This is a genomic window from Schaalia naturae, assembly GCF_042665795.1.
Classification (GTDB): domain Bacteria; phylum Actinomycetota; class Actinomycetes; order Actinomycetales; family Actinomycetaceae; genus Pauljensenia; species Pauljensenia naturae.
On record NZ_JBHTEF010000001.1, the window covers coordinates 1424189 to 1444094 of the forward strand.

A 19906-nucleotide genomic window follows, 5' to 3' on the forward strand; every position below is an offset into this window, starting at 1 on the left:
TCAGTCATCGTCCACTCCCTGCGACCCGTGTCCGTCCCGTCCGTCCCATGGCCCATTGTCCGCCAGGGCGCGCGCCACGGCGGCGGGGACATACCGGGAGACGTCCATTCCGAAGGAGGCCAGCTCCCGCACGATCGAGGACGAGACGTGGGCGAGCTCTCCCCGGGTGGGCAGGAACACCGTCTCGACGCCGCCGATCTCGCGGTTGACGCTCGCCTGCGTCGTCTCCCAGGCGACGTCCGCGCTGTCGCGGATTCCCTTGACGACGAGGTCGGCCCCGAGCTCGTGGCACAGGTCGACGAGCAGCCCGTCGAAACCGCGCACGCTCACGCCCTCGATGCCGGCGACCGCCTGGGCCGCCAGGTCGACGCGCAGATCCACGGGCAGCAGCGCGCGCTTGCCCGCGTTCACGCCGACGGCCACGACGACGTGGTCGGCCAGGCGCGTGGCGCGTCGCGCCAGGTCGACATGCCCCAGGGTGATCGGGTCGAAGGAGCCCGGCAGCACGGCGGTCGTCATGGGCCCAGTCTAGGCAGGGCCCGCGCCCGGCGCGGGTGAGGCGGACCAGACGGCCGTCTCCCCCCAGGTGCGGCGGTCCTCGAGGACCAGGTGGCCGGGCCACTGGGGCTCGGGGCTGCGCGTCGAGCGCTCGACGACGACTAGGGCCTCCGGCCCGATCCAGGCGGCCAGGAGGTCCAGGACCTCTGCCAGCTCCTGATCCCCGATGTCGTAGGGCGGGTCCGCCAGGACGAGGTCCACGTCGCCGCCCAGCATCGTCTCCCCGGACCGGGAGAGCAGGTACGTCCGGACGTCGGTGGTGTGGACGCGGGCGCGGTCGCCGAATCCCGTCGTCCGGATGTTGGCGGCCACCACCTGGGCGGCCGCGCGCGAACGCTCGACGAGGTCCGCCCGCTCGGCGCCCCGGGAGAGGGCCTCGAGGCCCAGCGCGCCGGATCCCGCGTAGAGGTCCAGCACGCGGGCCCCATCCACGGCGCCCTGGTGCTCGAGCCGGGAGAACAGGGCCTCGCGCACGCGCTCGGAGGTGGGACGCGTCCCGCGCGGGGGGACCTTGAGGGTGCGCCCGCCGACCTCACCCGCCACGATCCGCGTCATGGCTCCACTGTACGGGGTCCTCCACAGACATCGACGAGGGCGTCCCCGCCCGTCATGACCGCTCCATCCACACGAGGTCGCTTCCGGAGCGAGCCCGGACGGATGCGGCGAGGTCCGGGTGGCCCGCCAGGCGCGGGTCCCGGGCCACCACGTCCGCGGCCTCCTCCCGGGCGACGCGGATGAGGGCCTCGTCGCGCTGCACGGACAGGAAGCGCAGGCCAGAGGTGTGCCCCGACTGGTCGGCGCCCAGCACGTCGCCCTCCCGGCGCAGGCGCAGATCCTCGTTGGCCAGCTCGAAGCCGTCCGTGGTGCCCTCGAAGGCGCGCAGCCGTTCCATGGTCGCGGCTCCGGCCTCGTGGCGGTGCACGGCCAGGCAGACCGACTCGCGCTCGGAGCGTCCGACGCGCCCTCGCAGCTGATGGAGCTGGGAGAGCCCGAATTGTTGGGCGTCGAGGATGACCATCAGCGACGCCTCGGGGATGTCGACGCCGATCTCGACGACGGTGGTGGCCACGACCACCGGGGCGCGACCCGACGTGAAGTCCTCCATGACCTGAGTCTTGCGCGCCTGCGGCATCTTCCCGTGCAGCTCCTGGATCCCCAGCCCCGCCAACGGCGTCGAGGCCCGCAGGCTCTGGGCGACGGCCGCGACGCTCGCCAGCGGGGGGCGCGAGCCCCCCGGCGCCTCCGCGTCGGCGTCGGCGACGGCGTCGTCCTCGTCGATGCGGGGGCACACGACGTACACGCGCCCGCCGGAGGCGACCTCCTCCCGTGCGCGGGCCCACACGCGGTCCATCCAGGCGGCGTTCGCGGCATCGACCAGATAGGTGCGCACAGGGGTCCGGCCGGGGGGCAGCCCCGTCATGCGGGTCTCATCGAGGTCGCCGAAGACCGTCATCGCCACGGTCCGGGGGATCGGGGTGGCGGTCATGACGAGCTGGTGGGCGACCCGTCGGGAGTCCCCGTCCGCCCCCGAGGGGCGGCGCAGGCGGTCGCGCTGGGCCACGCCGAAGCGGTGCTGCTCGTCGACGACGACCAGGCCCAGGTCCGCGAAGCGGACGGTGTCTTGGAGCAGCGCGTGCGTGCCCACGACGATGGCGGGATCCGTCCCGCGCACCACCTCGTCGACCTCGCGCCGGGCCCGGGCACCCGACGCGCCCGTCAGGACGCGCAGGGGGACCTCCCGGCCCGCCTGCCGCACCGGTTCGAGGAGGCGTCTCAGGGACTCCGCGTGCTGCTGGGCGAGGATGCCGGTGGGGGCCAGCAGGGCCGCCTGGTGGCCGGCGCCCACGACCTGGCACATCGCCGCCAGCGCCACGACCGTCTTCCCGGAGCCGACGTCCCCCTGGAGCAGGCGCTGCATCGGGCGCGTGAGGGAGAGATCCTCCTGGATCTCAGCGAGAGCCGAGCGCTGGGCCTCGGTGAGAGTGAAGGGCAGGTGGCCGAGCAGCGCCTCCAGGACGGCGTTGTCCGAGACCGGGCAGGCGGGGGCCTGCTCGCCGCTGACGCCGGCCCGGGCGGCCAGCAGACCCGCCTCCAGGACGAAGGCCTCCTCGAAGGCCAGCGACTGGCGGGCTCGCCGATGGTCCAGGTCGCTGCTCGGGGCGTGGAGCAGCCGCAGGGCCTCGGCGTGCGCCAGGACGTCCCGACGGGTGCGGACCTCCTCCGGCACCGGGTCGGGGACGTCGGCGTCGTCCAGCTGGTCGAGCACCATGGCGACGGCGCGCGCGATCACCCAGGAGGTCAGTCCCGACCCTCCCGGGTAGATCGGGATCGGGCGCTCCTGCCGGCGGCGGATGTCGTCCTCGGACTCGTCCTCGGCGCCCTCGAACTGCGGGTGGGTGAGCTGGAGGTTTCCGCGGAAGGACCCGACCCTGCCGGCGAAGAGGAACGTGGATCCGGGGATCAGGAGGCGGCGGTGCGGGGCCAGGCGGTACTCGGAGTGGGCGAAGAAGGTGGCGGCCATCTGGTCGGCGCCGTCCGTCAGCGTGACCTCCAGACGCACGCCGGCGCGCGACCGGTTGGGGATGAGGCGCTGCGAGACGACCTCGGCGAGGAGGGTGACGTCCTCGCCCTCGCGCAGGCCGGACATCCGGGTGAGCGCCCCCCAGTGGTCGTAACGCCGGGGAGGCAGGGACAGGAGGTCGCCGACGGTCCGCATCCCGACGGCGTCGAGCTTCCGGGCGGTCGCCCGGGGCAGACGCAGGGACAGGGGGATGTCCAGCGCGCTCATCGGATCCCCTGCAGGAGGCTGGGCCCCTCCTGGCCTCCGTCCATGACCTCGAGGTCGGGCGCCGGCGGCTCGGGCCCGGCGCCGGCGAGGACCTGCCGGAGCACGGCCACGAGCATCGGCCCGTCGCCCGCGGCCACCAGCACGCGGCAGGCGCGTGGCTGGACGGCGAGCACCTCCCGGACGGCCGCCTGGACCCGGGGGCCGTCGGCGTCTCCGGGCAGAGGGACCACCGTGGACCGGGCCAGGGCCTGGTCGGCGGTGCCGCGCAGCATCTGGGCGACGAGGGCGGCGGCCTCCGGCCCGCCGGGCTGGGGGAGGAACAGGGGGCCGCAGGCCTGGGCGACCGCCAGCGCCGAGAGGTCGTCCCGGCTGCCGGCCACGACGATGCGCGCCGGGTCGCTCTCGTCGATCCCGGGGAGGACGCCCGACCCGGGCACGACCAGGCACACGCCTGCGGAGGACCTGCGGGCCAGCGCGTCCACGACCCCGAGGTCGGCGGGATCGGGATCCAGCAGGACCACGGCCCCGGCCTGAGCGAGGTCCTCGACCAGACCGGGCGCGCGGGTGAGGGCGACGACGGCGGCGCGTTCGACCCGGCGCAGCGTGCGCCGCTCCAGCAGGCGCACCCCACGGTGGGTGACCCCATCGGAGAGGGCGTCCTGGCCGATCATCTCGTCCGGCCGCGCGTCACGGACCTGGAAGCGCCGCACCGCGCCCGCGCGCGGCCTCACCGCCAGCGGCGCGGAGGTGTCGACATGGAGACGCCAGGTGCCGACTCCGAAGAGGTCGATGTGCCCGGCGCAGGAGTAGCGCACGCCGAGGGCGTCCAGGGCGGCGCGGGCGGAGCCGGCGTCGGAGCGGGATCCCTGGAGGAGGATGTCGACGGTGAACGCGCGCCCGGGGGCCGGCGCCTGCGGGCGCGGTGAGGGCGGCGCGTTCGACCCGGCGAGTTCCGCGAGCATCCTGGCCAGGGAGTCGAGCATCGCGTGGTCCTCCCTCACGGCGGCGTCCAGGCAGGCGACGAGCACGGCGAGCACCGCGGCGCCCGCATCCACCCGCCCCGTCCGCTCCGAGGTGGCGTTGACGAGGCCGTACTGGGACTGGGCGGAGAACCGGGAGACGATGCCCGCCTCATCGGGGAGGGTCTCCCCCAACGTGTCGAGCTCGGACGTGGCCTCGTCGAACATGGCCTCCACGGCGACCGTCCACTCCAGGTGCGCGTCCGGGACCTCCCAGGGCAGCGCCCGCAGCATCCGGCGCAGCGAGACGGGGGTGACGGGCTGGGAGGCGCCGACGGCGCGCGCCCAGGCCGACACGACGATCGCGAGCAGCACGCCGACGTGCCCGACGCCCCCGCGCAGGCCCTCGACGGCCGACGCCTCCAGCGCGGCGTCCAGCGGGGCCGACGGATCCAGGGACGCCACCGCGTGCTCCATCGCCGCGACCGTGAGGTGGGCGTTCGACCCGGTGTCGCCGTCCTCACCATCCCACCCGTCCAGGTCGTCGATGAAGACGCGCATCCGGCCCAGCTCCTCCGCGGCGAGGCGCAGCGTCGCCGCCCACGTGGCTGCGGTCAGTGGCACGGTCCCCTCCGGGAGTCGTCGGACGGCGGACCGTGCGGCCCGCGACCCGCCAATTGTCGGCGGGGGCCGCGCTGTGTGCCACCTGACACGCGGGAAGGCGCCCAGCTGCTTGGACCGGCGCCCTCCTGTCCGTTATCCTGTTGTGGTTGCCCGTGCTGGATCCTCCACGCGGGCCGACCATCTCGCCCCGGCGGGATCACCGACACTGTCATCGAGGAGAACATCGTGGCTTCCGTTTGCGACGTCTGCGGCAAGGGGCCGGGCTTCGGCAAGAGCGTCTCGCACTCTCATGTGCGCACGAACCGCCGGTGGAACCCGAACATCCAGCGCGTGCGCGCCCTGGTCAACGGGACCCCCAGGCGCCTCAACGTGTGCACCACCTGCCTGAAATCCGACAAGGTCATCCGCGCGATCTGATCGCCGGGCCGGCCCGGGACCGGCGGGGCCCGTGGGGAGAGATCCTCGCGGGCCCTCTTTCTCGCGTCCCCCGCTCCGGGCCTCCGTCACGATCGGCGGAAGTGGTCCCACCCGCCGGAGACCTCCCGGCCATCCAGCCGCACGCGCGGCGCGGCCGCCGGCTCGACCGCCCCGATGACGCCGATGGGGCGGAAGGGCTGGGGCAGGACGACGGCGGGCGGGAAGGCCGCCAGCATCGCGTGGTCCTCCCCCCCGAACAGGGCCCAGTCCAGTGCGGGGTGCCCGCACAGGCGCGCGGCGGGTTCGAGGGCCCAGACATCGGGCCCCAGCAACGAGGAGTCCAGCTCCACCACCACGGCGGAGGCCCTGGCCATCCGTCCGGCGTCGATGACGAGCCCGTCGGAGACGTCGAGCATGGCGTGGGCCCCATGGGCCGCGGCCGCGGGGCCCGCCTCCAGCGGAGGGACGGGCGCGCGGTAGACCTGGATCGCCTCGGAGAGACCCCCGAGCACCGTCGGGTCGTGCTCGCTCCCGGCGACCAGGCCCCGGCCCAGCAGCTCGAGTCCCGCGCCCGATCGCCCGAGCGTCCCGGCCACCGCCAGCGTGTCGCCGGGACGGGCGCCCGTCCGCAGCACCGGCGCCGCGGACGCCCACCCGTGGGCCGTCACCGCGATGGTCAGCTGCTCCCCCGCCGCCAGGTCGCCTCCGACCACGCCTGCGCCCGCGGCGCGCGCCCGCTCCCCGAAGCCCGCGACCAGGGCGAGCAGCCAGTCGACGTCGAGGTCGCGCGGCAGCACCAGGGAGACGACCAGCGAGGACGTCCGCCCGCCCATCGCGGCGATGTCCGCCAGGTTCTGGGCGGCCGCCCGGGCTCCGATCTCATCCGGGGCGGACCAGTCCAGGCGGAAATGCTCCCCGCTCACGAGCACGTCGGTGGTGACCAGGAAGGCCCCCTCGGGTGCGGCGACCATCGCGCAGTCGTCGCCGGGGCCCACCACCGTGCGTCCGCCCGACGGCAGCAGGCGCTGGAAGCTCTCGATCAGCTGAGTCTCGTCGAGCTCACGGATGCGCATGCCCACCAGCGTATCGGGCTCGCGAACCCGCCGTCTGGGACGCGAACAGGCAGATGGCCGCCGCCGAGGCCACATTGAGGGACTCCGCCTGCCCGGTCATGGGGATGCGCACGAGGAGGTCGCACAGGGCCTCTTGGTCGGCGGACAGGCCCCGGGCCTCGTTGCCCATCATCCAGGCGACCGGGCCCGCCAGGACGGAGGGGGCACGGACCAGGCCGTCCTCCAGAAGCTCCGCCAGATCGAGGGAGCCGTCCGAGCCGGAGGTGCCGACGAGGACGCACTCCTGCTCGTGGAGCGCTCGAACCGCCTCGTCCAGGGGCCACCCGGTGACGATGGGCAGGTGGAAGACGGATCCCGCTGAGGAGCGGATGACCTTCGGCGCGCGCACGTCGACGGATCCGGCGGCGACCACGACGCCCGCCGCCCCCATCGCATCCGCCGTGCGGATGATCGTCCCGGCGTTGCCGGGGTCCTGGGCCTCCGCCAGGACGGCGAGAACCCCTGGGGCGCCCCGGTCCGGGACGGCTCCGGCCACGGGCGCCGCCCCCGCGACCCGCGCGGCCAGGGCTCCGCGGCCTGGCACCGCCCCCCCGATCGCCCCGGCGTCCGCCACGGCGACCACGCCCTGCGCCTCGCCAGACATCACGTGGGCGACGTCCTCTGAGATCTCATGGACCCAGCGGGTCGCGGAGAGCGCGGCCTCGTCGATCTCTGGATGGCGCTCCCGGGCCTGAGCCGTCAGGTAGACGTCGAGGACCCACGGGGCGCGGTGGCGGACCAGTTCGCGCACGGCCTGCGGGCCCTCGACCAGGATCCGCCCGCTCCGCTCGCGCGCCGAGCGCCCGGCCAGTCCGCGGACCCGCCGCACGCGTTCGGCGCGCGGGTTGTCCAGGAGAGGCGGGCGCTCGGAGGAGTTCCCTGCAGACACGGGTGCCCGGAAGGGTCAGGCCGGCTTCGGGGCGTTGACGTCGTCGGGCAGAGCCGTCTTCGCCGCCTCGACCAGGGCCGTGAAGGCGCCAGGATCGCTGACCGCGAGCTCGGCGAGGATGCGGCGGTCGACCTCGATGCCCGCCAGATTCAGCCCCTGGATGAAGCGGTTGTAGGTGAGGCCGTTGGCGCGGGCCGCGGCGTTGATGCGCTGGATCCACAGCCGGCGGAAGTCGCCCTTGCGGGCCTTGCGGTCACGGTAGTTGTACGTGAAGGAGTGAGTGACCTGTTCCTTCGCCTTGCGGTACATGCGCGAACGCTGACCGCGGTAGCCCGACGCCTGCTCGAGGACGACCCGGCGCTTCTTCTTCGCGTTGACGGAACGCTTGACACGTGCCATTTCCAGTGCTCCTTATGTCTCAGAACGTGCCGGTCACTTGCCCAGCAGGGTGCGGACCCGCTTGGCGTCGGCGCGGGCGACCACCTGGTCGGAGGCGATCCGGCGGGTCTTACGGCTGGACTTGTGCTCCAGCAGGTGCCGTCCGCCCGCCTGCTCGCGCATGATCTTGCCGGACCCGGTCAGGCGGAAGCGCTTCTTGGTCCCGGAGTGCGTCTTGTTCTTCGGCATGTCTCTTCGTTCCTCATCTCTCGGCGCCGGCCAGCGGCCGGTGCCTCAGTCCTTCTGTTGCTCAGCGGAGCCCGCGCCACGCGCCTGGTCCCTGCTGGAGCGCTCGGCCTGCTTGCCGCGTCGCGCCGCGCGCTCGGCCTCGCGGCGCTTGCGCTGCTCGTTGACCGCATCGGCCTTGCGCCGAGTCGGGGCCAGCACCATGGTCATGTTGCGGCCGTCCTGGCGGGGCATCGACTCGACGGTCCCCAGTTCCGAGACCTCCTCGGCCAGGCGCTGCAGCAGGCGCACGCCCGCCTCCGGACGCGACTGCTCGCGGCCGCGGAACATGATCATGACCTTCACCTTGTCGCCCTGGCCGAGGAACCTCTCGACGTGGCCCTTCTTCACGGCGAAGTCATGGTCATCGATCTTGAGCCGGAAGCGGATCTCCTTCAGCTGCGTGTTCGCCTGATTGCGGCGGGCGTCGCGGGCCTTCTGGGCGGCCTCATAGCGGTACTTGCCGTAGTCCATGAGCCGGGCGACCGGGGGCTTGGCGTCGGGCGCGACTTCGACCAGGTCCAGTCCGGCCTCCTCGGCCAGACGCAGGGCATTCTCCACACGGACAATGCCCACCTGCTCCCCGCCGGGGCCCACGAGGCGCACCTCGGGGACCCGGATGCGATCGTTGATGCGAGGCTCGCTGATGGGTGACTCCTTCCACTTCCACAATGTGATCGGTGTGCCGGAACGGGAGAAGGCCCCCGTGCGGCGACGCGCGCGAAGGCCTGTCCGATCCGGCACCCCGCCACCTGTGGTGGAGGGACCGTCTGACCCGATTCCCTGCGCCGGCATGTCGCCTGCGCGCATCCGCGTGCGGCGAAGTGGTCGCACACCGACGGGCATCCAGGTGGGAGGATCTCCGCTTGCGTCCCGGGCATGTGCCCGGACGGTCGGCGTCCAGGATACCATCCCCGCCGCGCCGCCCTCCAGCTCCGCCTCCGATCTGCGGGGTGCGCTCGCTCACGCGGGCCGGCTCAAGGCGACGGCGAGCGCCCAGCGCAAGGTTCGACGTCCCCCGGAGGAGTCTGCAGGCCGATTGGACCGCCGAACCGCGCACTCGGCGCTACTCACTCCTCAACGGCCGGGATTCAGACCGGGGACGCCGGGACGGGGACCAGCTCGACGCGGTCCGCCGCCGCCCGAAGCCGCGGCGAGGCTCCCACGCGCCGCAGCGCCAGCGCGAGCCGCGCCCGGACCTCGCCCGGGTCGCCCCCGACGGGCACCGCGAGCTCGACGCGGGTGAGGACCCCTCCTCCGAAGACGACGCGGACGTCGGCGACGGGGCCTGCCTGCGCGGCCCGGTCCAGCAGGTCCTCACGCAGTTCGGCGTCGCGCCACGCGGGCAGCCATCTGTCCCCCTGGGCGAGCGCCGCCGTGGCGGGCCGAGGGAGGACCACCGCCGCGCCGCCGGGGTCGACGACCAGGTGCCCCCCGGTGTCGACGAGGGCGGCCAGCGCCGCCCGGCTGACGGGCGCCGGCATCGGTCGGGCGTCCGGCCGGTCCGCCAGGAGGCGGCGCGCCGAGGAGTACACGGCGAGCGCCGGTCCGACGGGGGTCTCCGAGCGCGTGAAGGAGGCCTCCGAGCGGCCTCCCGCATGCACCGCGCCCGCCGCGCCGGGGTCGGGGAGGACCTCCACCTCGACGGGAAGGATCACGCGTTCGGCGGACAGCGCCTCGACGAGGCCCTCCAGGCGGGCGCGCTCGGCCTCGGGGGTCCCCTCGCCCAGCGCCAACGCCTGCCGAGTCAACGGGAGCGCATCGCCCCGGTCCGTCGTGTCCACGCGGCGCGACAGCCGCTGCGCCAGCCGCGCCCGCTGCTCCTCGGAGATCATCCGAGCGCCACCTCCAGCGCCTCCTCCAGCGTGAAGGCCCCGGCATAGAGCGCCTTGCCCACGATCGCGCCCTCGACGCCGATGCCGGTGAGCCCGCGCAGGGCGGCGATGTCGGCCAGCGAGGACACTCCCCCGGAGGCGACGACCGCCGCCGGGGTCCTCCGGCACACGCGTTCGAGGAGCCCCAGGTTGGGACCGGCCAGCATCCCGTCGCGCGTGACGTCGGTGACGACGTAGCGCCGGCACCCCGCCGCGTCCAGGCGCTCCATCACCTCCCACAGGTTGCCGCCCTCGTGGGTCCACCCGCGCGCCGCCAGCGTCTCGCCGCGCACGTCCAGGCCGACGGCCACGCGGTCCCCGAACTCGGCGATAACCCGCTCGGTCCAATCGGGGTCCTCGAGGGCGGCCGTCCCCAGGTTGACGCGCCGGGCGCCGGCGTCCAGGGCGCGGCGCAGCGAGGCGTCGTCGCGGATCCCGCCCGAGAGCTCCACGTCCAGGGGCACGCGGGCGACGATCCCGGCCAGCAGGTCCGCGTTGGAACCGCGCCCGAAGGCCGCGTCCAGATCCACCAGGTGCAGCCAGGAGGCGCCGGCCCGGGCGAAGGCGCTGGCGGCCTCCAGGGGCGACCCGTAGGAGGTCTCGGTCCCCGCCTCCCCCTGGGTGAGGCGCACAGCCTGCCCCCTGACGACGTCGACGGCGGGCAACAGGGTCAGGGGCGTGGTCATCGGGTGTCCTTCCAGGGGGCGGGCGTGGACGAGGGCGGAGCGGGCGTCAGGCCAGCATGCCCAGCCAGTTCGTGAGCAGCCGGGCGCCGGCCTCCCCGGACTTCTCCGGGTGGAACTGGGTCGCGCACAGGGGCCCGTCCTCGACGGCGGCGACGAAACGCGACCCGTGCTCGGCCCAGGTCGTCAGCGGGGGCGCGGAGGGCCCGTCCGCGGCCCCGGCCGCGGGATCCGTCAGGACGCCGAAGGAGTGGACGAAGTAGAAGCGCTGGTCCTCCACGCCGCGGAACAACCGGGTCCCGGCGGGCGGAGCGACCTCGGACCACCCCATGTGGGGCACGACGGGGGCGTCGAGCCGCTCGACGGTGCCGGGCCACTCGCCCAGGCCCGCGTGCTCCCCCTTCTCGGTGGAGCGTTCGAACATCACCTGCAGGCCAACGCACACGCCCAGCACCGCGCGTCCGCCCGCGAGCCTGCGCTCGATGAGCCGTGGGGCGCCGACGGCGCGCAGCTGGTCCATGACCGCTGCGAAGGCGCCGACCCCCGGGACGACGAGCCCGTCGGCGGCGAGGACCTCGCCGGGGCTGGCGCTCAGGGACACCTCCGCGCCGACGCGCTCGAGCGCGCGGCACGCGGAACGCACATTGCCCGACCCGTAGTCGAGGACGACGACGCGAGGCGGTGTCATCGCGTGATCACTTCCTCCGGAACCAGTCGAGAGGCCCGCGCCGGCGCCGGGTCGCCCCGTCGGACGTCACGGAGTCCGGGTAGTCGCGGGGCTCGGTGCGCCCGAGCAGCAGGTCCTCCGTGGCGGGCGGCATGGCGCCCAGGAGCACACCGGCCGGGATGTCGTCCTCGGGCTCGCCCCGGACGTAGCGTCGCGCGCTGATCTGCCCGGAGACCCCGGGCTCCACCCCTTCGCCCTCCACGAGCCACGACATCATGGCGACGGCGCCGAACCTCGACAGCCGCGAGACGACGCGGGCCACGCGGTCGACCGCCGGGGGCATCGTCCGGCCGCCGCCCAACAGCTCCTCCAACTCGTCCTCCGGTGCGGGAACCGTCTCGACGCGCAGCCACACCGCCGTCCAGGGGCGCAGGCGGACCACCGTCTCGCGGAATCCCGCCAGCCCCAGCAGCGCGTGCAGGGCCTCCGGCGAGGACACCGGGGCCAGGACGAGACCCACGGAGAGGCGACCGCCCTCCAGGTGCAGGGACTCGTCGACGGGGGTGTCCAGATCCTCCCCGTTCCCCGGCAGGCGCCCGAGATCCGAGAGGTCCTCTCCGGGGGGGACCAGCGCCGGCTCGTCGAACTGGGCGATGAGGTCCTGGAATTCCCGGTCGATGTCGTCGTCGCGCTCGCTCATGACCGCTCCTTCCCGGCGAACCGGACCATGTTACAGCGAGCCCTTGGTCGAGGGGATGCCGCTGACGCGGGGGTCGGGCTCCACCGCGGCCCGCAGGGCGCGGGCCAGCGCCTTGAACTGGGCCTCCACGATGTGGTGGGGGTCGCGTCCGGCGAGGACCGTCATGTGCAGGCAGATCCCCGAGTTGAAGACCAGCGACTCCAGGACGTGGCGGGTGAGCGATCCGGTGAATTGGCCGCCGATCAGGTGGTACTCCTGACCGGCCGGTTCGCCCTCGTGGACGATGTAGGGCCGGCCTGCCACGTCGACGACGGCCCGGGCCAGCGCCTCGTCCAGCGGGACGGTGGCGTCGCCGAAACGGCGGATCCCGCGTTTGTCCCCCAGGGCCTCCTTGAGGCCCAGGCCCAAGCAGATCGCCGTGTCCTCCACCGTGTGGTGGACGTCGACGTCCGTGTCCCCGTGGGCGCGCACCGTCAGGTCGATGAGGGAGTGCTTGCCGAGGGCGTTGAGCATGTGGTCGTAGAAGGGCACCGTGGTCTGGATGTCGGTGACCCCGCTCCCGTCGAGGTCCATCTCGATGTGCACCGTCGACTCCGACGTCGCCCGGTCGATGACTGCCACCCGGTTCCCGCTCACAGCGCCCCTCCTGACTGTCGTGCCGCCACGTCGTCCAGGGCGACGCGGAAGGCCTCCATCTCCTCCGGCGTGCCCACCGACACCCGCAGCCAGCCCTCGGGCCCGACGACGCGGATGAGCACACCCCGGTCCAGCAAAGCATGGAAGACCGCCCGGCGATCCGCGAACGTCCCGAAGAGGACGAAGTTCGCGTCCGAGTCCGCCACCTCGAGACCACGGCCGCGCAGCCACGCGGCCAGCCGGTCGCGCTCCCCGCGCAGGCCGGCGATCTGGGCCATGAGCTCCTCCCGGTGTCGCAGAGCGGCCAGGGCCGTCGCCTGTGTGGTCGCCGACAGGTGGTAGGGCAGGCGCACCAGCATGAGGGCGTCGACGATCTCCCTGGCGGTCGCCAAGTACCCCAGGCGCAGGCCCGCCATCCCGAAGGCCTTCGACATGGTGCGCGAGACCACCAGGTGGGGGTTCCCGGCCAGGAGCTCCAAAGCCGAGGGGACACCCTCGCGCCGGAACTCCCCGTAGGCCTCGTCGACGACGACCACGGCGGCCCGGCGCGTCCCGGCGACCTGCGGGCCCAGGTCGCGCGCGAGGTCGAGGACGCGCCGCAGGTCCGGCGCCTCCAGGGAGGTGCCCGTCGGGTTGTTGGGACTGGCCAGCAGGACCACCGAGGGCCGCTCGGCCCTGAGCACCCGCTCCACCTCGTCGAGGTCGAGCGCGAAGCGGTCCCCGCGCTGCCCCTGCACCCATCGGGTGTTCGTGTCGCGGGCGTACTCGTGGTACATGGAGTAGGTGGGGGCGAAGCCGACAACCGTGCGCCCGGGGCCTCCGAAGGCCTGGAGCAGCTGGACCATCACCTCATTCGACCCGTTCGCGGCCCACACGAGCGAGGGGTCCACCCGCACTCCGGACTCCACTGCCAGGTAGTCCGCGAGCGCGGCCCGCAGCTCCGGCGCGTCCCGGTCCGGGTAGCGGTTGAGGCCGCGGGCCGCCTCCTCCACCGCCCGCGCGATGTCCGCCACCACGGCGTCGGAGGGGGGGTACGGGTTCTCATTGACGTTGAGCCGCACGGGGACATCCAGTTGGGGGGCGCCGTAGGGCTCCAGCCCCTCGAGGTCCTCGCGCAGGGGAAGGGGCGGGGTGGCCGGCGAGCTCATGACTCCCTCCCCGTCCGGATGCGCACCGCCGCCGCGTGCGCCGGCAGATCCTCCGCCTCGGCCAGGGCCTCCAGGGGCGCTGCCACGGAGGCCAGGGCGTCGGGCGAGTACTCGACGACCTGCTGGGAGCGCAGGAACTGCATGACGTTGAGCCCGCTTGAGAAGCGGGCGGTTCCCCCCGTGGGCAGGACGTGGTTGGACCCGGCGATGTAGTCGCCCAGCGGGACCGGCGAGGATGGGCCGACGAAGACCGCCCCGGCGTTGCGGACCCGGCTCGCGTCGTCTGCGGCGGCGCGGGTGTGGACCTCCAGGTGCTCCGGCGCGTAGGCGTCGACGACCCGAAGGCCCGCGTCGATGTCGTCGACCAGGACGATCCCCGACTGCGGGCCCGACAGCGCCTGGAGGATCCGTTCGGTGTGGCGCGTCGCGGCCGCCTGGCCCGGGATCCGGGCCTCGACGGCGTCGGCCAGGGCGCTGGAGTCGGTGATGAGGACCGAGGCGGCCGCAGGGTCGTGCTCGGCCTGGCTGATGAGGTCCGCCGCGACCAGCGCCGGGTCGGCTGAGCCGTCGGCGAGCACGGCGATCTCGGTGGTGCCCGCCTCCGCGTCGATCCCAACAATGCCTCTGACCAGCCGTTTGGCGGCCGCGACGTAGATGTTGCCCGGGCCGGTGATGACGTCCGCCGGCTCGCAGACGTCGCCGCCGTCCTCGAAGCCCAGGGCCAGCGCCGCGATGGCCTGGGCGCCTCCCACGGCCCACACCTCGGTGACGCCCAGCAGCGCGCAGGCGGCGAGGATCGTCGGATGGGGCAGACCGCCGAATGCGGCCTGGGGCGGGGAGGCCAGCGCGATCGAGCCGACGCCCGCGACCTGGGCTGCCACGGCGTTCATGACGACGGAGGAGGGGTACACCGCCAACCCGCCCGGCACGTACAGGCCCACGCGCGACACGGGGACCCACCGCTGGGAGACGACGCCGCCGGGGACCACCTCGACCGAGCCCGGGCGGGGCATCTGCTGGAGGTGCCCGACGCGGTTGTGGGCGATGGACAGCTCCAGGGCCGCGCGGACCCGCGGGTCCAGCTCGGCCAGCGCCCGCTCGATCTCCTCGGCGGGCACGCGCAGCCGGCGAGGACGCACATGGTCGAAATGCTCAGCCAGGTCGTAGAGGGCGGGGGCGCCCTCGTCCCTCACCCGGTCGATGAGCGGGCGGACCACCTGCGCGGCCGCGGCGGTGTCGACGGCGGCTCGCGGCAGGACGGTGCGCAACTCCGAGGTCTGGGGGGTGCTCCCCCGCAGGTCGATGCGTCTCATGCGCCCAGCCTAGGGGCTCGGCGCCATCGGGAGCGGGCAGGGCCGGGAACCGGACGCCGATGCCCTCTCCGCGCGGAGGCGCCGCCCCTACACTGGAAGGGCGATGACGCATCCGGCGCCACCGCTTGGGAGGGAGTGACTCGTGAACGACGAACAACTCACCCGGATGGGCCACGGAGCTGGGTTCATCGCGGCCCTCGACCAGTCCGGCGGTTCGACGCCGCGCGCGCTGGCGAACTACGGGATCACGGAGGGGGCGTGGCAGACCGAGGACGAGATGTTCGATCTCGTCCACCGGATGCGCACCCGCGTCATCACGGATCCCGCCTTCACCGCCGACCACATCCTCGCCGCGATCCTGTTCCAGCGGACCATGGACTCCGAGGTCGAGGGCCTGCCCACGGCCGCCTACCTGTGGCAGCGCAAGCGCATCGTCCCGATCCTCAAGATCGACAAGGGGCTCCAGGACGCCCAGGGCGGCGTGCGGCTGATGAAGCCGATCCCCGACGTCGACGCGGTCCTCGGCCACGCCGCGGAGGGCGGGATCTTCGGGACGAAGGAGCGCTCGGTCATCCTCGAACCGCAGACCCTCGGGATCCGCTCGATCGTCGAGCAGCAGTTCGACCTCGCCCGCACGGTGCTGGCCCACGATCTCGTCCCGATCCTGGAGCCCGAGGTCGACATCCACGCCCCAGACCGCGAGGTCGCCGAGACGGTCCTGCTCACCGAGATCCGCGCGGGCCTGGACACGCTCGAGGACGGCCAGCGGGTGATCTTCAAGCTGACCATCCCCGCGCGCCCGGACTTCTACGCCCCGCTCATCGCCGACCCGCGCGTCGTGCGCGTCGTGGCGCTGTCGGGCGGCTACAGCCGCGACGAGGCCTGCGAGCGTCTCGCCCTCAACCACGGCCTCATCGCCTCCTTCTCCCGGGCCCTGCTTGAGGGCCTGCGGGCGGACCAGTCGGATGAGGAGTTCTCCCAGACGCTGGGCGCCTCCATCGAGACGATCGCCCGGGCGTCGGCCAGCTGATTCGCGCCCGCCTCCCCCATGGCCCACACTGGGTCCATGGGGGATGAGCGCGGGAGCGGGACCAGCGGCGGAGAGGCCGTGCCGGGCGTCGGCGTGACCGGGGTGATCCGGCTCGGGCAGTTCCTCAAGCTCGCCGGCCTGGCCGAGGACGGGGCGCAGGCCCGCGAGATCGTGCGCGGAGGCGACGTGTCGGTCAACGGCGCCCCCGAGGCGCGGCGCGGCCGCCAGCTGAGCGCAGGAGACCTCATCGAGGTCGCGACCCCGGCAGGGGTCCTCCGCGCCCGGGTCACCTCTGCGTGAGGACGCCCCCCACCCCGACGATCGCCTTGACCTGGCTGAAGAACGCGCTGGTCTGGGACACGCGCAGCCGGGGATCCACCTCCACGACGGTCGTGCGTCCGGGCTGGCGCAGGTGCAGCCGCACCGGCGACGCCCCGGGAAAGGCCTCCAGGCAGCCGCGCAGCTCCGTCAGCAGGTCGGTCGTGCACCGGCTCGCCGCCAGCTCCAGGTCCAGGGGCACGTCCTGGTCGTCGCGCAGGTTGAGGACGGTCAGCGACTGCCCGTACACGGACACCTGGTCGTCGCGGATGTTCACCTTGCCCTCGACCTGGACGATGATGTCGGGGGCCAGGACCGACTGGATGGTCTCGTAGGAGCGCGGGAAGAAGAGCACCTCGATGGACCCGGACAGGTCCTCCACGGTCGCGATCGCCCACGGATTGCCCTGTTTCGTCACCTTCGTCTGGACGCCCGACACCAGGCCGGCGATCCGCACGACCCGGTCGCCCATCGACTCCTCGCCGCCCACGATCGCGGCGATCTCGACGTCCTGGAAGCGCGCCAGGGCGCTCTCGACACCGCGCAGCGGGTGGTCGGAGACGTACAGGCCGAGCATCTCGCGCTCGTCGGCGAGCTTGTGGCGACGGTCGAACTCCGGGAGGTCCGGGATCTCGATGGCGAAGCCGGCTGCGACCTCGCCCGCGTCCCCGCCGAGCCCTCCGAAGAGGTCGAACTGGCCCACGGCCTCATTGCGCTTGACGTCCGTGACGGCGTCGACGGCCTCGTCGCTGCGGGCCAGCAGCGCGCGGCGCGTGTGGCCCAGGGAGTCGAAGGCGCCCGCCTTGATGAGGGACTGGATGGTCCGCTTGTTGCACACGACGGCGGGGACCTTGTCCAGGAAGTCCTGGAAGGAGGTCGCTGGCCCCTTCTCCTTGCGCGCCCGGACGATCGCGTCGACGACGTTCTGCCCGACGTTCTGGATGGCGGACAGCCCGAACCGGATGTCCCTGCCGACAGGCGCGAAGGTGCCCATCGACGTGTTGACGTCCGGGGGCAGGACCGTGATGCCCATGTGGCGGCACTCGGCCAGGTACAGGGCTCGCCGGTCCTTGTTGTCCTTCGTGGAGGTGAGCAGCGCCGCCATGTACTCCGTCGGGTAGTTCGCCTTGAGGTAGGCCGTCCAGTAGGACACGAGGCCGTACCCGGCGGCGTGGGACTTGTTGAACGCGTAGCCGGAGAAGGGGACCAGGACGTCCCACAGGGTCTGGACGCACTCGGCGGAGTACCCGTGCTCCATCATGCCGGCCTTGAAGGGCTCGAATTCCTGGTCCAGGATGTACTTCTTCTTCTTGCCCATCGCGCGGCGCAGGATGTCTGCGCGTCCGAGCGAGTACCCGGCGACCCGCTGGGCGATCTGCATCACCTGCTCCTGATAGATGATGAGGCCGTAGGTCGTCTCCAGGATGTCCTTGATCGAGTCCTTGAGCTCGGGGTGGATCGGGGTGATCTCCTGGCGCCCGTTCTTGCGCAGCGCGTAGTTCGTGTGCGAGTTCGCGCCCATGGGCCCGGGGCGGTACAGCGCGTTGGTCGCGGTGATGTCCTCGAAGTTGTCGGGCCGCATGAGCTTGAGGAGCTCGCGCATGCCGGAGCCGTCCAGCTGGAAGACGCCCAGCGTGTCCCCGCGGGCGAGCATCTCGTAGGTGCGCGCGTCGTCGAGGGCGACGTGGTCGATGTCCAGGGGCTCCTTGCCGTTGAGCGTGATGTTCTCCAGCGCGTCGGAGATCACCGTGAGGTTGCGCAGCCCCAGGAAGTCCATCTTGAGCAGCCCCAGCCCCTCGCAGGTGGGGTAGTCGAACTGGGTGATGATCGCGCCGTCCTGCGGGCGCTTCATGATGGGGATGATGTCCGTGAGCGTGTGGGAGCTCATGATGACGGCGCAGGCGTGGACGCCCCATTGGCGGGTCAGGCCCTCCAGCCCGCGGGCCATGTCGACGACCTCATGGGTGTCGGGGTTCTCCTCGTAGAGCTTGCGGAACTCCGCGGCCTCGGCGTAGCGGGGGTCGGACTCGTCGAAGATGCCCTTGACGGAGATGTCCTTGCCCATGACGGAGGGCGGGAGCGCCTTCGTGAGCTGCTCGCCCATCTTGAAGTCCTTGCCCATGATGCGCGCGGAGTCTTTGAGGGCCTGCTTCGTCTTGATCCGGCCGTAGGTGACGACCTGGCTGATGCGGTCCTCGCCGTAGCGGCGCTTGACGTACTCGATGACCTCCTCGCGCCGACGCTCGTCGAAGTCGACGTCGATGTCGGGCATCGAGATGCGCTCGGGGTTGAGGAAGCGCTCGAAGATCAGGCCGTGCTCCATCGGGTTGAGCTCGGTGATGTTCATCGCGTAGGCGACCATCGAGCCGACGCCGGAGCCTCGTCCAGGTCCCACGCGGATGCCCTGGGACTTCGCCCAGTTGATGTAGTCGGCCACCGTGAGGAAGTAGCCGGGGAAGCCCATCTGGACGATGACGTTCTCCTCGTACTCCGCCTGCTTGCGCACGGCGTCGGGGACCCCCTCCGGGAACCGCCCGCGCAGCCCGAGGTCGACCTCCTTGATGAACCACGAGGTCTTGTCCTCGCCCTCGGGCACGGGGAAGTCGGGCATGTAGTTCGCGCCCTCGTCGGTCGTGGTGAAGTGGACGTCGCAGCGTTCGGCGATCTCCAGGGTCGAGTCGCACGCCTGGGGCAGTTCCGACCACACCGCGCGCATCTCCTGGGAGGGGCGGATGTAGTAGCCGTCGCCGTCGAAGTGGAAACGGTCGGGGTCCGCCAGGCGGGAGCCGGAGTTGATGCACAGGAGCGCGTCCTGGATGTCGCGATCCTCTTTCTTCACGTAGTGGGCGTCGTTGGTGGCCACCAGGGGGGCGTCGAGCTCACGGGCCAGGCGCAGCAGGTCCTTGGCCGTGCGCCTCTCGAAGTCGATGCCGTGGTCCATCACCTCGACATAGAAGTTCTCGGGCCCGAAGATGTCGCGCAGCTCGGAGGCCTCGCGCACGGCCTCGTCCCACTGGCCGAGCCTCAGGCGCGTCTGGACGGCGCCCGAAGGGCAGCCCGTGAACACGATGAGACCCTTGTGGTACTCCTCCAGGAGCTCCTTGTCCGCGCGCGGCCACTTGCCGAACTGTCCCTCCGTGGAGGCGCGGGATCCCAGCCGGAAGAGGTTGAGCATGCCCTCCGTGGAGTACGCGAGGAGCGTGAGGTGGTTGTAGGCGCCGCCGCCCGAGACGTCGTCGCCACGCTGCCACGCCTCTCCCCATTGGACCTTGTGGCGGTCGAATCGGGAGGTGCCGGGCGTGACGTAGGCCTCCAGGCCGATGATCGGCTTGATTCCGGCCTTCTGGCAGGCCGTGTAGAACTCGTAGGCCCCGAAGAGGTACCCGTGGTCCGTCAGCCCGAGGGCCGGCTGCCCCAGCCGGGCCGCCTCCTGCACCATCGGCGTGATCTTCGCGGCGCCGTCCAGCATCGAGTACTCGGAGTGATTGTGCAGGTGCACGAAGGAGTCACTGGAGCCCATGCCCCGA

Annotated in this window: 20 protein-coding genes; 3 read left to right on the top strand and 17 right to left on the bottom strand. The window is 72.8% G+C overall.

Features of this window, described 5'->3' with window-relative positions:
- From coaD to ACFQWG_RS06275, 4 genes are read right to left on the bottom strand one after another with little or no spacing between them, the layout of a single operon-like run.
- Positions 1-519 carry a pantetheine-phosphate adenylyltransferase gene (gene coaD, locus ACFQWG_RS06260; RefSeq protein ID WP_380973237.1) on the bottom strand — a complete coding sequence of 173 codons (519 nt, stop codon included), beginning with the start codon at positions 517-519 and terminating at the stop codon, positions 1-3.
- 9 nt (positions 520-528) lie between these two features.
- Positions 529-1113, bottom strand: a complete 585-nt coding sequence (gene rsmD, locus ACFQWG_RS06265; protein WP_380973240.1) for a 16S rRNA (guanine(966)-N(2))-methyltransferase RsmD — start codon at positions 1111-1113, stop codon at positions 529-531.
- Between the two features lie 52 nt (positions 1114-1165).
- Complete coding sequence (locus ACFQWG_RS06270) at positions 1166-3346, bottom strand: ATP-dependent DNA helicase RecG (protein ID WP_380973243.1); 2181 nt, start codon at positions 3344-3346, stop codon at positions 1166-1168.
- On the bottom strand, positions 3343-4929 hold the full coding sequence (locus tag ACFQWG_RS06275; protein WP_380973246.1) for a hypothetical protein: 1587 nt from the start codon (positions 4927-4929) through the stop codon (positions 3343-3345). The genes ACFQWG_RS06270 and ACFQWG_RS06275 overlap by 4 nt, the downstream gene beginning before the upstream one ends.
- A 225-nt stretch (positions 4930-5154) precedes the next feature.
- Here ACFQWG_RS06275 and rpmB point away from each other — a divergent pair, with 225 nt between their 5' ends.
- Entirely contained in the window at positions 5155-5346 is a 192-nt protein-coding gene (gene rpmB / locus ACFQWG_RS06280) for a 50S ribosomal protein L28 (protein WP_380973249.1), read from the top strand.
- A gap of 86 nt (positions 5347-5432) precedes the next feature.
- Here rpmB and thiL read toward each other — a convergent pair whose 3' ends face one another.
- From thiL to hisD, 12 genes are all read right to left on the bottom strand, one after another.
- Complete coding sequence (gene thiL / locus ACFQWG_RS06285; RefSeq protein WP_380973252.1) at positions 5433-6419, bottom strand: thiamine-phosphate kinase; 987 nt, start codon at positions 6417-6419, stop codon at positions 5433-5435.
- Positions 6406-7347 carry a TrmH family RNA methyltransferase gene (locus ACFQWG_RS06290; protein WP_380973255.1) on the bottom strand — a complete coding sequence of 314 codons (942 nt, stop codon included), beginning with the start codon at positions 7345-7347 and terminating at the stop codon, positions 6406-6408. Before ACFQWG_RS06290 ends, thiL begins: the two co-directional genes overlap by 14 nt.
- Positions 7348-7362: 15 nt before the next feature.
- Positions 7363-7746 (bottom strand): 50S ribosomal protein L20, encoded by a 384-nt coding sequence (rplT, locus tag ACFQWG_RS06295; protein ID WP_291496175.1) that lies wholly within the window; start codon positions 7744-7746, stop codon positions 7363-7365.
- Positions 7747-7779: 33 nt separating this feature from the next.
- A complete protein-coding gene (rpmI, locus tag ACFQWG_RS06300; protein ID WP_291496173.1) occupies positions 7780-7974 on the bottom strand; it encodes a 50S ribosomal protein L35 in 195 nt (64 codons plus the stop codon).
- A gap of 45 nt (positions 7975-8019) precedes the next feature.
- The gene (infC, locus tag ACFQWG_RS06305; protein WP_380973259.1) at positions 8020-8682 is read right to left on the bottom strand and encodes a translation initiation factor IF-3; all 663 of its coding nucleotides are present in this window, start codon (positions 8680-8682) and stop codon (positions 8020-8022) included.
- A gap of 419 nt (positions 8683-9101) precedes the next feature.
- Positions 9102-9845: an SseB family protein gene (locus ACFQWG_RS06310; protein WP_380973261.1), complete on the bottom strand. Its 744-nt coding sequence runs from the start codon at positions 9843-9845 to the stop codon at positions 9102-9104.
- Complete coding sequence (gene priA, locus ACFQWG_RS06315) at positions 9842-10570, bottom strand: bifunctional 1-(5-phosphoribosyl)-5-((5-phosphoribosylamino)methylideneamino)imidazole-4-carboxamide isomerase/phosphoribosylanthranilate isomerase PriA (RefSeq protein ID WP_380973264.1); 729 nt, start codon at positions 10568-10570, stop codon at positions 9842-9844. Before priA ends, ACFQWG_RS06310 begins: the two co-directional genes overlap by 4 nt.
- Before the next feature lie 46 nt (positions 10571-10616).
- The gene (hisH, locus tag ACFQWG_RS06320; protein WP_380973267.1) at positions 10617-11255 is read right to left on the bottom strand and encodes an imidazole glycerol phosphate synthase subunit HisH; all 639 of its coding nucleotides are present in this window, start codon (positions 11253-11255) and stop codon (positions 10617-10619) included.
- Between the two features lie 7 nt (positions 11256-11262).
- Positions 11263-11934 (bottom strand): hypothetical protein, encoded by a 672-nt coding sequence (locus ACFQWG_RS06325; RefSeq protein ID WP_380973269.1) that lies wholly within the window; start codon positions 11932-11934, stop codon positions 11263-11265.
- Positions 11935-11964: 30 nt separating this feature from the next.
- Positions 11965-12570 (bottom strand): imidazoleglycerol-phosphate dehydratase HisB, encoded by a 606-nt coding sequence (hisB, locus tag ACFQWG_RS06330; protein ID WP_291496163.1) that lies wholly within the window; start codon positions 12568-12570, stop codon positions 11965-11967.
- Positions 12567-13718, bottom strand: coding sequence for a histidinol-phosphate transaminase (locus tag ACFQWG_RS06335; protein ID WP_380973272.1), 1152 nt, complete (start codon positions 13716-13718; stop codon positions 12567-12569). The genes hisB and ACFQWG_RS06335 overlap by 4 nt, the downstream gene beginning before the upstream one ends.
- Positions 13715-15031 (bottom strand): histidinol dehydrogenase, encoded by a 1317-nt coding sequence (hisD, locus tag ACFQWG_RS06340; protein ID WP_380973275.1) that lies wholly within the window; start codon positions 15029-15031, stop codon positions 13715-13717. The genes ACFQWG_RS06335 and hisD overlap by 4 nt, the downstream gene beginning before the upstream one ends.
- Positions 15032-15173: 142 nt before the next feature.
- Between hisD and ACFQWG_RS06345 the strand changes: the two genes are divergently transcribed.
- Positions 15174-16061 (top strand): fructose bisphosphate aldolase, encoded by an 888-nt coding sequence (locus ACFQWG_RS06345; protein ID WP_380973278.1) that lies wholly within the window; start codon positions 15174-15176, stop codon positions 16059-16061.
- Positions 16062-16097: 36 nt separating this feature from the next.
- On the top strand, positions 16098-16361 hold the full coding sequence (locus tag ACFQWG_RS06350; protein ID WP_380973281.1) for an RNA-binding S4 domain-containing protein: 264 nt from the start codon (positions 16098-16100) through the stop codon (positions 16359-16361).
- On the opposite strand, the gene dnaE is transcribed toward ACFQWG_RS06350, so the two are convergent.
- On the bottom strand, positions 16348-19899 hold the full coding sequence (dnaE, locus tag ACFQWG_RS06355) for a DNA polymerase III subunit alpha (protein ID WP_380973284.1): 3552 nt from the start codon (positions 19897-19899) through the stop codon (positions 16348-16350). The two genes, ACFQWG_RS06350 and dnaE, sit on opposite strands and share 14 nt — an antisense overlap.
- Positions 19900-19906: the final 7 nt, after the last annotated feature.